Source organism: Enterococcus sp., assembly GCF_032555305.1.
Taxonomy (GTDB): domain Bacteria; phylum Bacillota; class Bacilli; order Lactobacillales; family Enterococcaceae; genus Enterococcus_A.
This window is the reverse complement of record NZ_JAWGOQ010000015.1, coordinates 29,977-44,918: the sequence shown is the minus strand read 5'-3', so window position 1 is coordinate 44,918 and position 14,942 is coordinate 29,977. Positions and strand designations below refer to the sequence as shown.

Here is a 14,942-nt window from a genome sequence, read left to right as displayed (position 1 = left end):
TTCTTAATCTTTCTTATATAATTACACTATGAAGTAGCATTTAGGAAGAAGGTGTTTCGGGATGAAACTAATCAATGTAACCAATAGCCATTCACAAATGGTTTATAATCAGCTAGAGAATACTGATGCAAATATGATTAAAGTCTATACAATCGGAAATACTACTGTGATTTATACGGATGCCTACAAGCACGCGGAAATCGTTTTAAAAAACGATAATCGGAACATCTTGCCCTCGGAAGTTGATTTTGTACATAAATATTTTAAACGAAAATTAGACGAAGGTACTTATGATTTTTCAAATATTTCTTATTTGGAATCTCCTGGTCTAATTGAAATGTCGATAACAAAAAAATAGTTGAAGCTAGCTTCAACTATTTTTTTTGTTTAGTTTTTTAGCGATGATCGGCAATTGAAGGATGCCGACTAAAGCCAGCACTTCAAGCCATTGAATCACTGGAACTCCTGCTCCAGTATATATCATCATAAACATCTCTTTCCGCTCAGGAGCCCATGAACAAAACCATGAGACCCCGATCAGGAAAATCAGATAAGACAACACTAGCCCCAATAGTATTAATAGCATTCCGCGAAAAATTTTTAATTGCTCCTTAGAAAAAAGACTTCCAAAAATGATCACTAAGATTCCTGTCACCGTCACCAGCAACCACAGCGGCAATAAGTTTTGATACCATTTAATTATACTGTCTGATATTCTTGAAATTTTAGAAGCTTTGATTGGTCTATTTTGGGGAGCATTTACATCCTGCCAATTGTTTGAGAATGAATGTCTCAATAGGGTCTCTGCCTTTTTGATCTCTTCTTTTGGACCGAGAGTACCATTTGCTCCTTGACTATAGTTCTTATAAAAAACATTGTAACTAAATCCGCTTTTCATAAAATCAGCCACTAATGGTAGATCTTTCACCAATTTTCCATCACCAGTTGCGGTCAAATATAGCTCTTTCTTCTTTTTCAATTTGCCATTTTTATAGGCTTCTGATAATTCTGAATCTACTTTTTGCCAAAATTGCTCTGTTTTCTGTCCGTCTTTATAATAACCTGCTTGTGCAGCAGCATCTCGCAATGCCCAGAAAATAATGTCGCCCGCTATGTCCTCACCACCAGACCAAGGACTATCCTGATAGATCCAGTCGATATTTTTAGCGATGGATTTAAGTGTTGGTGAAGCGGCCTCTGCTTTTTCCAACGCCTTCCTCGAAACCCAAACTTTACTATTATTCTGGTTCAACTTCGTACCATCGTCCATCCGAATCAATTGCTTCGAAACATCACCAAAAGCACCGCCAGTGCGATCATTGACTAATTCAATCCCGTAATGTTCTTTATTTATATTTTTCAAAACAGTTGTTGTTGAATAAAGGAACACAAAAGGCAACACACATAATAACAACTTAGCTAACTGTGTCCTTGTGAAGTAAAACTTTTTAAGCGCTGATCGAAGATTTTTTATTCTGAAATCCGATACATTTTCGAAAATAACTGAGCCAGCGATGATCAATAATCCAACGATCATCAATGGAAAAAGCCACAAGGAATCCTCTCTAATGTACCAATAAAACGGAAAAACAAGTGACAATCCTAGACTCCAAAAAACAAATGATCGCAGCTTCCCATTTCGTCGAAAATATAGTCCGACTAAACAAGCGATTACCAAAACTACTGCGGGAACTACTAAAGTATTTCGATAGATCCGTGTGCTATACTCGCTTGTTAAAGTTACAGGAGAATACAAGAAGAACATATAAATGAAAGTCGTTATCCAACGATTATTAACCAATGGACGCAGTGCGAACGTCGCAACTGAACAAGCCAAAACATTGAACAATCCTAAAAACATTCCATACGATAAGTGAAGCTTATTAGCCCACACGATAAATAGAGAATAGGAAATTCCTTTAGATAATGTCTTAGTAGAATAGGCCCCCAGCCAATTCCCATTTAGTATCTCCTCGCTGTAATGAATGAACAGTTGATCATCATAACCAGCAAATAAGTTGGTGAAGTAAGGAGCTTTAGCGCTCAGGACTAAACGAAATACAGTTAATCCAACCAACAGAATGATCAGAAACAGATTTGCTGGCTGCTTTAGCTTTTTCAAAATAATCAATGCGTCACTTTTTAGTTTTTGCATCGAAGGTTCCTCTCTCAACGTTTACATTAGGCTCTTTAATTCGACTTCCGGGTATTTATCCGCAAACCAACGCATCGCAAATTGATTTTCGAAAAGAAACAGTGGCTGATCAAAGCGATCTTTCGCTAAAATATTTCGACTTGAGCTCATGCGTTCATCTAGTTGCTCTGGGTCAATCCAACGAGCAATCTTGTTCCCCATCGGAGTCATCACAACTTCTGCATTGTATTCGTTCAACATACGATGCTGAAACACTTCAAACTGCAATTGTCCAACAGCACCGATAATATACTCGTCCGTCAAGTAAGTCTTATATAATTGGATCGCACCTTCTTGAACTAGTTGATAGATGCCTTTATGGAAGGATTTTTGTTTCATCACATTTTTAGCAGTCACCTTCATAAATAGCTCTGGTGTGAATGAAGGAAGCTCTTCGTAAGCAACCTTTAGTTTTCCTTCATATAAAGTATCGCCGATTTGATAGTTTCCAGTATCATAGACTCCGATAATGTCGCCAGCAACGGCCTCCTCAACATTTTCGCGAGCGTCTGCCATAAATTGCGTAACATTACTTAATTTCATTTTCTTGCCAGTCCGACCAAGAGTGATATCCATTCCGCGTTCAAAAGTACCTGAACATACACGAACAAAAGCGATCCGATCACGGTGGTTAGGATTCATGTTGGCTTGAATCTTGAAAACAAAACCGGAAAACTCGTCTTCGTATGGAGAAATTGCCTCCCCGTCTTCTGTTTTATGTGCGTGTGGTTTTGGTGCAAGATTGACAAATGTTTCTAAGAATGTTTCTACACCAAAATTGGTTAGCGCCGAACCAAAGAAGACCGGTGTCTGATCTCCACGTTCGATTTTCTCCAGGTCGAACTGATCGCCCGCTTCACGAACCAGTTCTACCTCTCCTAACACATCGTCGTATATTGATTTCTCTTTTAAGGGGTGCTCGCCAGCAATTTCACCATCCGTCAATTTCACATATCGTTCACCTTCATATTGCTCTGGACGGTAGAATTCGATTCGTTCGTTGTAGATATCATAAATTCCTTCTAAGCCTTTACCCATACCAATCGGCCAATTCATCGGATAAGATTCGATATCTAATAATTCTTCCAGTTCTTCTAATAGTTCCAAAGGTTCGCGTCCATCGCGATCCAATTTATTAATAAAAGTAAAAATAGGGATTCCCCGTCGTTTTACTACTTGAAATAGTTTTTTCGTTTGAGCCTCGATACCCTTCGCACTATCAATCACCATTACAGCACTATCGACTGCCATTAGTGTACGGTATGTATCTTCAGAAAAATCTTCGTGCCCAGGTGTATCTAAAATATTTACTCGTTTACCATCAAAATCAAATTGCATCACGGAACTCGTTACCGAGATTCCACGTTGTTTTTCAATGTCCATCCAGTCGGATTTGGCGAAATTGCCAGTCTTTTTACCTTTGACTGTTCCGGCTTGACGGATTGCTCCGCCGAATAATAATAATTGCTCAGTTATCGTCGTTTTACCAGCATCCGGATGGGAAATGATGGCGAAAGTACGACGACTGTCTACTTGTTGTTTTAAATCAGGATTGTTCATTCTACTGCTCCATTCATCTATCTAATATCTTAAAATTTCCAACCCAATCAGTATAGCATGGATTTTACTCCGTTGAAAAGTTGAATCGCTTAATCTTAAACGGCGGTTAGTATTGTCAATCAAAACTTTCCCCAGTGCATAATATTCTGCTTTCAACCTGATCGTAAATTTGCATAAAACCAAAATTTCATTTTAGATTCGACTTACGTAAAACCATAAAAAATCAGGCCTCCTCTCGAGAGTCGAGATTAAGGCCTGATATAATTATGTTTCTTCTTAGCGACGAGGTTCATCGTCCTCAAAATCTTTGGTGAATAAACGCCGTTCTTCTTCTGGTTGTACATCTTCGTGTTCTTCTGGGTGGAAAATCGCGCGCAATGTCAACACACGAGAACCTTCCATTTCTTCTGAGATTAAGGTCAGATCATCCACATCAAATGAAAGCTTTTCTCCCTCATCTGGAATCGTGCCTAGTGCAGTAATTAAATAACCTGCCATCGTATCAACATCACTCATATGCAAGTTCAAATCAAACTCTTCATTGAACTCATCAATCAGCATCTTGCCGTTGATTAAGTATTCATTGTCGCCGACTTTTTCGTAAAGCTTTTCAACTTCATCGGATTCATCATCGATCTCGCCAACGATTTCTTCCAATAAATCTTCTAACGTCACTAGTCCAACCATCCCGCCGTATTCATCTAGCAAGATAGCCATTTGGTTTTGCGTCTTTTGCAATTGATAAAGTAAGTCATCGATGAAGATTGTTTCCGGTACGAATAAGGGTTCTTGCAAAATCTTTTGCAAATTAATATTTTCAAAGCCAAATTGGCGTGCGGATTTCAGCAATCTTTTCGTGTGCAAGATTCCCACGACTTTATCTTTATCTTCATCATAGACCGGTATTCTCGAGTAACTTTCATTCAAGATCTCATCGACATTTTCCAACACTGGATCATTGATATCAATCATGAAAGAATCAGTACGAGGAACCATTACTTCTCGGGCAACTTTGGTATCCAATGAGAAAACACCCTGCAGCATCTCAATCTCATCATTGTCCAACACGCCTTCATTTTCTAACATATAACGCATTTCGTCACGAGTCATCTTCGTATCTTCATCATCAAACGTCATTGGCGTAATTTTTGCCAACAGGTTTGTTGAAGCCGTCAACAACCAAACGAAAGGTTTTGTGATTATTCCTAGTTTACGAACAACACCGGAAGTAAATTGTGCAACTTCTTCGGTCTTGGTCATGGCAATTCGTTTGGGGTATAATTCACCAAATACAATCGAAACATAGGTCAATAACATCATGACGATCGCAGCAGCAGCTGTTCGCGCAATCGCACTGCCTCCTAATAAAGGCGCTAGACGAGCAGACAAGCTATCCGCCAAGGACGCCCCTGACAAGATGTTGACTAACGTAATTCCTACTTGAATCGTTGATAAGAAATTATTCGGACTTTGAATAACCTCCAACAACTTCTTCGATTTTACGTTACCCTCTTCTGCTTTTTGTTCTACTCGGTTTTTATTGACCGATACCACCGCAATTTCAGCCGCAGCTAAAAATCCGTTGATTAACGTTAAAACTACTAAAAGACCTAGTTGTAAGATTAACGACTGACTATCGGGGTCAGCATTCATAATTGCATTCGCTCCTTATTTTTAAGTGTAAAAAAAGTGGCACAAAGGCCACGATAAAATCGTATCACATCGGTTGTTTTTATGCAATCTTTTCCGAACGAAGAGCCATTCGCTAGCTTAGAAATTCTTGTTCACGCTCTTCTTGTTTACTCTGCTTGAAGATTTTCACTACGAAAATTACCAATGTCCGTAAAATAGCATAAACTGGAACTCCTAGAAAGACTCCTAATATACCAGAAAGATTCCCTGCGACTAATAAAATTAAGATAATCGTCAATGGATGGATATTCAATGATTTCCCGATCACATTCGGATAGATAACATTGCCGTCGATCTGCTGAACGACCAATACGATTAAAATACATAACAATGCTCTAGTTGGCGAATCAAAAAATGTATAGATCAGCGCTGGAGCCAAGCCCAAGTAAGGACCTAAGTATGGAATCAAATTCGTCAATCCTGCAATTACTCCAAACAAGAAGGCATAATCCACACCAATCAGCAAATACCCTAGAAAGGTAAACGTTCCGACAAACAAACATTCAATCGCTTGCCCACTAATATAATCCGATAACGTCTTATTCAGCTGCTGTAAAAGTCCTTTGATATTGTCTCGCTGTTTCTCAGGAAAAAGCCGTTCGATATTTGGGACAAGCTTCTCGCCGTCTTTTAGCATATAGAAAAGAATGAACGGTACAGTAATCAGCAATAGAACGACTGTTGTGATCTTCCCAATTACTGATCCCAAACCATTTGTTACGCCTGTTAAAGACTGTTGAATAATGCTTCCTGCTGATACATCAAGATTGTTGATATATTTATCAACATCCAATTCTTTGAAGAGTGGGAAACGAGTGGCATTGTCTGCCGCTTCCTGAAGCCAAGTCTGCATATTGCTGATAAATCCTGGAATATTTTTAGCCAAGGAAACCAACTGTTCAACCAGATTTGGAATCACACTCATAAAGATCAACACGATCATGCCAATCAATAGAATAAATATTAACGCTATTGCCACTATCCGTTTAACGCCCATTTTCATCAACAGATTCACTAGAGGATTCAATAAATAATACAAAAAGCCGGCGATCAAGATCGGGGCAAATAACGTAGTAAAGAATGTTCCGATCGGTTGAAAAACAAAGTCAATTTTTGATGATACCAAAATCAAGGTTGCAATAACTAATAGCTCAACAGACCAGAACATTAATTTTGAATTTTTAATTTTCTCAAACATCCATCTACTCCTTTTTTTTAATTTAGTTTATAGTATACATCAAGTGGAGAAAAATCCCCTTTAGGAAGGTGTCATTATGAAAATTTTAATTACTAAAGATACGATGAGCGAAATCTATCTCGACGCTGTTCGCATCCGGCAAAAAGTATTTGTCCAAGAACAAGGCGTGCCTGCCAATCTGGAGATCGATGGGAATGAAGCCTACTCCGTTCACTTCGTTCTCTATACAGATGACAAGAAACCGGCGGCGACCGTTCGGTTATTGGCATTAGATGACCAAACATTTAAACTTCAACGTATGGCTGTTTTAAAAGAGTATCGCGGCAAAAAACTTGGTGCTGCTATTGTGGCTGAAGCAGAAACCTTTGCTAAACAGCAAGGGTATAAAACAATAGAGCTAGGTGCGCAATTATCGGCAGAAAAATTCTATCAAAAAATGGGCTATGTTACATATGGTGAAGTTTTTCAAGATGCTGGAATCGAGCATGTGCATATGAAGAAGATGATCTAATTTCATACCAATCAATAAGAATAAAATATTAAAAAGCGGCAATATCTCTGGTCTCAAGGCCACATGAGCATATTGTCGCTTTTAAGTTCTATCATACCTAGAACAGAATGTTATTTCTTTTTCATATCAACAGTTGTCTGTTCATCAGTCTTATTTGTTTTTAAATTATGGATTCCCACATCTATATGTTCAATATCTTGCGGTCGAATATCACCGATAGGAGAAGAAAAAATGTACTTATCCTCAACCAACAACTGATTATTTAATGATGTATTGACATCGAAACGAGTAATAGCTGAATTAGAATCTCTTCTCCAATAAACGTGAATAAACAACATCGCTTCATCCGAGGAATAATTCTGTAATAGGTTTTCATTGAATGTCAAATTAACACTGTAGTTATTTACGTTTCGATCATCTGAGAATACATTTAAAGCCTTCAAGTAAATGTTTTTTCCAAATGATCGGTTCAAAACAATCTGCTTCGCATTAATGAGCTTTTCATTACTATAATCAAAACTAAAATCTTTATCAAAAGAGACGATTCTAGTACCTGTTTCAACCTCATAATAATCATTAAGATTCCCCTGATATAAGTCAATACTATCGGAAGGATTATATAGCTTACCAACATAGTAATTGGGGATATAAATTGTTTTTTGGTTTCTTTTCTTTCCATCAAGAATGGCTTGTTCTCGAACTTTAAATTGTCCATGTAAAGAAATCACGCTCTTAGTAGCATAGTAATATGTCAAAACAAATGGGAGACATAGTAAGATAACGAGATACGTTGCACTTCTTTTATGGAATGGGATTCTTTCGTATTGTAAATCACTCAAGAAAAACGCGATTGAAATCAAAAATAGTATCAATGCCCCATTTAAAGATCTAAGAGAAACGGGGAAAACATACGACCCGCCAAAAGCAGCATTTGCAATAATTGCTGAAAAGAAAAAAATTAAGCTATAAATCATGTTCTTCTTTTGTGGCTGTTGACGTCTTAAAAAATAAATAAATCCAATTAGAATGAATGTTACAAAAATCCATGAGAAACTTTTGAATGTCTCGATAAACCATGGAGATGAAAAATAATTCCACAGTCTTTGAAGTAATGACTGCTCACGAGAAATTTGGAAAATTGGATTTTTCAGTCTTTCACTTTGTCCAGGCGAAAGGAGTAAACTCAATGCTCCAACGATTGTAAAGGGTAAACCCAATAGAAATAAACGCTTCTTTTTCTCAATTAACAAAAATACAATCGTGAGTAGTACTACAACTATTGAGGTATTTTCATTAGAATTTCCAGCTAATAATCCCAGCAGCGGAATAGCAAGAAAGTGCCATAATTTAATCTTTTTGTCTTTGAGGAAAAAGATTAACGCAAAGTACAACAATATGAAGAAGTTGGTAAGGATGTAATTTGTGAATCCCACGGTCCAAAACGATGTCTGTCCTAAATTGGGATTAGCAATCCAATAAAGCAGAAATACAATGATAAAATTTTTAATGTTCCAACCAGTATCTTTGTTAGTAATTGCAGGTAATTGAGAAATAAGGATTATAAGGCCTAACCAAATACCCGCTTTCAAAATAGTGTAAACAATCGTAGGCAGCTTTAACAAAATTAATGATGCTCCATCTGCTACAATACGACCTGACCAATTCATATATCGCCACGCAATGTCAGACCACTTAGAGTTGTCCACGATATAAATGAAATCATCACTCGAAACAGGAGTAAAAATTAACGGGATGATAAGCAAAATAAATGCGATACACATACAAAACAAAATAACTAGCTTTTTATTATGTCTAGTTCCATCATTATCCTTGGTTCTACTTCTTTTCAATTGGTCCAAAATAAACGCTCCTAAATGTAAATTATTCTTTTTTAGTGTAACAAAGAACTGATTGAAAACCAATCAACCAAAGAAAATTGACCAAATGCTGGTTCAAAAAAATCATAGAAAGAGCAATCTCACTCTTCAGCTCTATAGCAATTTAAAAAGGCTGTACCATTTCTGGCACAGCCTTTTCGTCTACTTTCGCGACAATTGCTTGTAACGATCATACCAAATATCAATATAGCCTTGGGAAAAAGGCCCCTTTTCATTGTTGATCCAGTCCACTAAGATCTTGACATTCTCCTTGAGGATATAATCAATTTCTTTAGAGTAATGCATTTGCTGACTATGGGCTTCATATTCATCCACGTCTAATAGACGCTTCTCGCCGTCCGGAAAAACTTTGACATCTAAATCATAATCAATATACTTTAGTGCCTCGTCATCTAATACATAAGGTGATGCTAGATTACAATAATAAGAAACTCCCTTCTCTCGAATCATTGCTATTATGTTGAACCAGTATTTTTGATGAAAATAAACGATTGCTGGTTCGCGAGTGACCCATCTTCTGCCATCTGATTCTGTGACCAATGTATGGTCATTCAAGCCGATCAGTGAACACTCACTTGTTTTTAATACCATGGTATCACGCCACGTTCGATGCAAACTGCCGTCGTGTTTGTAACTTTTGATCGTTACAAACTCTCCTTCTTTTGGAACTCCCATAGCTACCCTTCCCTCAGCGAAAAAAAGATTTCGCATTTGTTTGGGTGTTATCACACCGACATCAGAATTATTATAGCAATAAAATCTAAGATTGCCTACTAATCTTTGTCGTCAGCTAAATTATTTTCAAAAACTTCCAACATTTTCTGCTGTGGTTTTGGAAAAACATAGCCGGGAAAATCATCTGGTTTCACCCATCGGCCATCAATTGTCAATGGCGCAGCACTACGACCGTAAAAAACAAGAATATGCCAGCGCAGATGACTAAAAACATGCTTCACTTCACCTAGGATTTTTTTCTGCCAGATAACTTCTTGATCTGAAAAGAAATCTGGACTATCCTCAGCGACATTAGAGCTAGAAAATAAGTCCCAAGCGGCTGGATCGTATTGCTCCTGGAGCTCAGTATAACGAGCGGCGTTGATCTCCTCTAATGGAAATAGCCACATGTTCGCCAAAAGGCCTGTTTCTGATCGCTTTTTCAGAAAAATTTCTTGCTGCTGGTTTTCGATGATGCCAGCTACGTAGTATACATCTTTTGGTTTCTGCTTTTTAGATTTCACCGGAAATTCCGCTTGACGATTTTCCTGATAGGCTTGACAATACTGTTGAATCGGACAAACTTCACATTGTGGATTCGTTGGCGTGCAAATACTGGAGCCTAAGTCCATCATTGCTTGATTGAAATCTCCTGGTTGAGTTTGACTGATAATTTTCCGCATCGCTTCATCAAAAATCGTTCGGCTGCTAGCTTTCGCTATATCTGCTTCAATACAGAATAAGCGACTAACTACACGCATCACATTGCCATCAATCGCTGGTTCAGTTATCTCAAACGCAATGCTGCTGATTGCTCCAGCAGTGTAGGGACCAATCCCTTTCAAGGAGCGAATGTCTTCAACCGTTGTTGGAAATTCCCCTTCGAAATCTTCCATGATCTGCTTTGCTGCCGCCTGTAAATTGCGAGCCCGAGAATAATAGCCTAAGCCCTCCCAAACTTTCAGCAATTTGTCTTCTGGTGCCTTTGCCAAATCCTGAATCGTTGGAAATTCTTCCATAAAACGATAGAAATAATCGATCACCGTATCAACTCGCGTTTGCTGCAGCATAATCTCCGAAATCCAGATACGATAAGGATCTTGATTATAGCGCCAAGGTAGATTCCGCTTTTCCTGCTGATACCACATCAAAAAATCCGCCTGAAAATCTTCCACCTCTGAAGCTGTCCAATTCTCCCATCCCTTACTCATCTTCTTCCTCTTTTCCACGAATAAAGGCATCAATTTGATCTAGCTGAAAGCCTTTTTGGTACAAACTCTGTTTTACTTTTTGCCGTCGTTTTGCTGGTTCAAAGCGCTGATTTTTACGCCATAATTTTTCCCCTTGCATTTCCAATGCATCGTTTTCCTGTTCTTCAACTTCGGAAAAATCCATTTCAGCTAAAACATTCTTACTAATATCGCTGTTGAAACCTTTAGTCATCAATAATTGTTGAATTTTCTGCTGTACTTCACGCTGACTGCTGTGATGATATTTTCTCAAGGCTTTTTGTGCAGTTTGTAAGGCAACATGAAATTGTTCATCGCCTTCATAAAGATAGAGCGCTTGCTGAATATCGTTGTCACTTAAACCCTTTTGTTTTAACTTTTGTTGTAAGACGCGCGGTCCCTTATCTCCTAAACGCATTTGCGTGCGAACATAGCTTTCCCCATAGACAAGATCATTCAGCAAATCCATTTCCTTCAGCCGATCAACAATCTTGTGACGATCCCCGCTTTCGATCTCATTGTCTTTTAAATACGTCCGAATCTCTTTTTCCGTCCGCAATTGATAGCTTAAATAATTCAATGCCATCTGAAAACCCATATCCTCTTTGCCTTCTTGTTTGATTTCCTCCAATACTTTCTCGTCTAATTCTTGCCCTTTGAGCAAACGATGGCGTACAACAGTATCTTCCGATAACCGTAATTTTTCGCCATTGGAAAATTCCACCTTATAAAATGGGCCACGGCCTTGACTAATCTTTACTACTGTTAACATTTTTCCCTCCTACTCATAGTTTACATTTATCATAATTGGTCTTCGTAAACCAATAACACTCTGAAATTTCTATACTCGCAAAAATTAATTCTATCATAGATAACCGACCAATCGATAAAAATATGCTAAAATGAATTGCGCTGAAAAGCTGAAAATACTATTTAAGAAAGAGGCTCTTTATGGCTGTTCAACTTAAACCTAATCAAACCCTGACATTAAAAATCAAAAGACTTGGTATCAATGGTGAAGGCATCGCTTATTACAAACGTCTAATCATTTTTGTGACTGGCGCGCTGCCCAATGAAACAGTTGTTGCTCGGATCACAAAAGCTACTCCGCGTTTTGCTGAAGCCAGTCTAGTAAAAATTACGAAAAAAAGTCCGGATCGCATCACTCCGCCTTGTCCGGTTTACGAAGAATGCGGCGGATGTCAGCTGCAGCATCTTGTTTACAACAAACAATTAGACTTTAAAAAAGATTTGTTGCGACAAGCATTGGAAAAATATAAACCCGCAGGCTATCAACAGTTTGAACTGCGGGACACGATTGGAATGGATGATCCTTGGCTTTATCGTAATAAGGCACAATTTCAATTGCGGAAAAATAAACAAACAAAGCAAGTCGAAGCGGGGCTTTATCAAGCAGATTCCCATCAATTGGTTCCTATTAAAGATTGTTTGGTCCAAGAACCGACTACTCAAAAAGTGATCAATACAATCACGAACCTCTTATCAAAATACGACATGCCAATCTATGATGAACGAACAAACTCAGGGATTATGCGTACTTTGATGGTTCGTATCGGCATTGAAACTGGTGAAGTACAGTTAGTGTTGATTACAAAAACCAAAAAGCTGCCTCAGGGAAATGCTTTGATTCGAGAAATCACGAATAGACTACCGGAAGTTGTTTCAATCATGCAAAACATCCAGGACAAAAAAACGTCCGTCATTATGGGCGATGAGACCATCCATCTTTGGGGCAAGGAAGCCATCAATGAAAAAATAAATGAAGTAAGCTTTGAGCTTTCACCACGTGCTTTCTTTCAATTAAATCCAAAACAGACAAAAGTCCTTTATCAAGAAGCTATCAATGCTTTAGATTTATCGACTCCGAAGACAGTAGTAGATGCCTACTGCGGTGTTGGAACAATTGGACTGTCTCTAGCTAAACAAGCCAAAGAAGTTCGAGGAATGGATATCATTCCGCAAGCGATTGATAACGCGAAGCAAAATGCAGAGGCGATGAGTTTGACAAATACCCATTACGAAGTTGGAACAGCCGAAAACTTGCTACCGAAGTGGTTAAAAGAAGGCTTCGCACCTGATGCAATCGTCGTTGATCCGCCACGAACTGGTCTAGATGCGAAGCTATTAAAAGCAATCCAAGAATCACCTAGCCCGCAAATGGTCTATATTTCATGCAACGTGTCAACACTGGCCCGTGATCTTGTCAGTCTAACAAAAATCTATCGTGTAGAATATCTGCAATCCGTTGATATGTTTCCACAAACCGCACGCTGTGAAGTGGTCGTAAAGCTGTCAAAAAAATGAACCTGTTCCAAAGTTTTTAACAAATAATGGCTCTATAATATTTAGTGTTGGTGACACCTTCTGTTGCCAATACTTTTTTCTTTTTTAATAAACGCAAACAGACACCTTGAAATCCTTTAGAATAAAGTCGACGAAAACCATTCAAAGGAGTGTTTCAAGATGTCTTATTCAGAGTTTACCAAAGAGTTACTAGATATTCTAGACCTAAATCTTACGTTTCATGAAGATGCCTTTCGCAAAGAACGAATCAATGGCGAGACGTGCTTTGTTTTTGTTGGCACATTGACCTATCGACCAGAAGATTGCTTTCATTGCCACCATGAAAATGATCAAACCATCATTAAATGGGGCTGGAAGGAGGTCTCTATCTTATTAAATGACGTCAGTAACTACAAGGCTATTCTGCGAATAAACAAACAACGCTTTAAGTGTAAACATTGTGCAAAAACTTTCTTAGCGGAAGATTCGGTCAGTGATCGTCGATGTTCCATTGCTCGCAGAGTCAAACAAGCCGTTCTCGAGTTGTTGAGCGAACCCCTTTCCATGTCGCTGATAGCGCGCATGAAGCACGTTTCTCCAACAACCGTCATTCGGATGCTTCGCACCCTTCGTCCTAAAACCGTTTCCTTGAACCAGTCACTACCAGAAGTATTGTGTTTTGATGAGTTCAAATCGGTGAAAAACGTCTCTGGTGCCATGAGCTTTGTCATGATGGATGGGAAAACACATCAACTGTTGGATATTGTGGAGAATCGGCAACTTCCACATTTGCGAGACTATTTCTTACGTTACCCCAGAAAAGTACGTGAACAGGTGCGCTTGGTTGTTTCGGACTTCTATACACCCTATCGCACATTAGTGAAAGATTGTTTTCCAAACGCCCGAATCGTCGCCGATCGTTTTCATATCAGTCAACACATTGCTCGAGCCTTTACCACTCACCGAATTCAAGTAATGAAGGCTTTTAAAAAAGGCGATAGTCGGTCAAAACACTTAAAGAAATACTGGAAACTGCTTCAAAAGAATGCGTGGGAATTAAAGGGGCAACACCGCTACTGGCGTCCATCCTTTCGTGATCATCTAACAGAAGCAGAGATAGTCGATCGATTATTATCTTATGATGACTCCTTAAAGCGGGGCTACGAAGTCTACCAGCATTTTCTGTCCACTATCAAAAGACGAGATGTTCCTGAATTCACCGCGCTCCTAGAGGAAAACTACAAGGAGTTGCCAGAACACTACCAACCAGTCTTCAAGACCTTCAAGAGATACCGAAAAGAAATCAAACGAGCGTTGCGAGTTCCTTATTCCAACGGCCCTATTGAATGTTTAAACAACCATATCAAAGTACTAAAACGAATGGCCTATGGCTTTAGAAATTTTCAAAATTACCGAGAACGAATCTTTTTATATCGAGGGAAGTATTTCAAGAAAACCAAAAATACCACCCAACTGACTAAAACCAGAACAACAACACGGCTAGACAAGAGAGCTGCCTAGCCGTGTGAGTATCTCGATTATTCTATTGAATTTCTTCACCAACACTAGTTGACGAAGATCCCAAATAATATATTATATAGATTGTGAAAAGGCGAAAAAGGCGTGACCAGAATTTGGTCAC

12 protein-coding genes are annotated in these 14,942 nt (G+C 38.6%); 4 read left to right on the top strand and 8 right to left on the bottom strand.

All coding sequences use genetic code 11. The annotated features are described in order from the left end of the window. Positions 1-61: 61 nt before the first annotated feature. Positions 62-358, top strand: coding sequence for a DUF1827 family protein (locus E6139_RS12215; protein ID WP_316403350.1), 297 nt, complete (start codon positions 62-64; stop codon positions 356-358). 12 nt (positions 359-370) lie between these two features. Here E6139_RS12215 and E6139_RS12210 read toward each other — a convergent pair whose 3' ends face one another. The 4 genes from E6139_RS12210 to E6139_RS12195 form a co-directional block, all read right to left on the bottom strand. Then, entirely contained in the window at positions 371-2,155 is a 1,785-nt protein-coding gene (locus tag E6139_RS12210) for a hypothetical protein (RefSeq protein ID WP_316403349.1), read from the bottom strand. A 21-nt stretch (positions 2,156-2,176) separates the two neighbouring features. Further along, complete coding sequence (locus E6139_RS12205) at positions 2,177-3,754, bottom strand: peptide chain release factor 3 (RefSeq protein ID WP_316403348.1); 1,578 nt, start codon at positions 3,752-3,754, stop codon at positions 2,177-2,179. Between the two features lie 276 nt (positions 3,755-4,030). After that, positions 4,031-5,407 carry a hemolysin family protein gene (locus E6139_RS12200; RefSeq protein ID WP_316403347.1) on the bottom strand — a complete coding sequence of 459 codons (1,377 nt, stop codon included), beginning with the start codon at positions 5,405-5,407 and terminating at the stop codon, positions 4,031-4,033. A gap of 112 nt (positions 5,408-5,519) precedes the next feature. Continuing rightward, on the bottom strand, positions 5,520-6,644 hold the full coding sequence (locus E6139_RS12195; protein WP_316403346.1) for an AI-2E family transporter: 1,125 nt from the start codon (positions 6,642-6,644) through the stop codon (positions 5,520-5,522). A 76-nt stretch (positions 6,645-6,720) separates the two neighbouring features. Here E6139_RS12195 and E6139_RS12190 point away from each other — a divergent pair, with 76 nt between their 5' ends. Beyond that, positions 6,721-7,155, top strand: a complete 435-nt coding sequence (locus E6139_RS12190; RefSeq protein ID WP_316403345.1) for a GNAT family N-acetyltransferase — start codon at positions 6,721-6,723, stop codon at positions 7,153-7,155. A 110-nt stretch (positions 7,156-7,265) separates the two neighbouring features. Here E6139_RS12190 and E6139_RS12185 read toward each other — a convergent pair whose 3' ends face one another. The 4 genes from E6139_RS12185 to recX all read right to left on the bottom strand — a co-directional run bounded on the left by E6139_RS12185 (position 7,266) and on the right by recX (position 11,768). Next, entirely contained in the window at positions 7,266-9,014 is a 1,749-nt protein-coding gene (locus tag E6139_RS12185; protein WP_316403344.1) for a DUF6056 family protein, read from the bottom strand. 180 nt (positions 9,015-9,194) lie between these two features. Further along, positions 9,195-9,728 (bottom strand): DUF402 domain-containing protein, encoded by a 534-nt coding sequence (locus E6139_RS12180; RefSeq protein WP_010740416.1) that lies wholly within the window; start codon positions 9,726-9,728, stop codon positions 9,195-9,197. Positions 9,729-9,826: 98 nt separating this feature from the next. Further along, positions 9,827-10,978 carry an A/G-specific adenine glycosylase gene (gene mutY / locus E6139_RS12175; RefSeq protein WP_316403343.1) on the bottom strand — a complete coding sequence of 384 codons (1,152 nt, stop codon included), beginning with the start codon at positions 10,976-10,978 and terminating at the stop codon, positions 9,827-9,829. Next, on the bottom strand, positions 10,971-11,768 hold the full coding sequence (gene recX / locus E6139_RS12170; protein WP_316403342.1) for a recombination regulator RecX: 798 nt from the start codon (positions 11,766-11,768) through the stop codon (positions 10,971-10,973). The genes mutY and recX overlap by 8 nt, the downstream gene beginning before the upstream one ends. Positions 11,769-11,947: 179 nt before the next feature. Between recX and rlmD the strand changes: the two genes are divergently transcribed. Both rlmD and E6139_RS12160 read left to right on the top strand, forming a co-directional pair. Then, positions 11,948-13,321 carry a 23S rRNA (uracil(1939)-C(5))-methyltransferase RlmD gene (gene rlmD, locus E6139_RS12165; RefSeq protein WP_316403341.1) on the top strand — a complete coding sequence of 458 codons (1,374 nt, stop codon included), beginning with the start codon at positions 11,948-11,950 and terminating at the stop codon, positions 13,319-13,321. 159 nt (positions 13,322-13,480) lie between these two features. Then, positions 13,481-14,821, top strand: a complete 1,341-nt coding sequence (locus E6139_RS12160) for an ISL3 family transposase (protein ID WP_316403340.1) — start codon at positions 13,481-13,483, stop codon at positions 14,819-14,821. Positions 14,822-14,942: the final 121 nt, after the last annotated feature.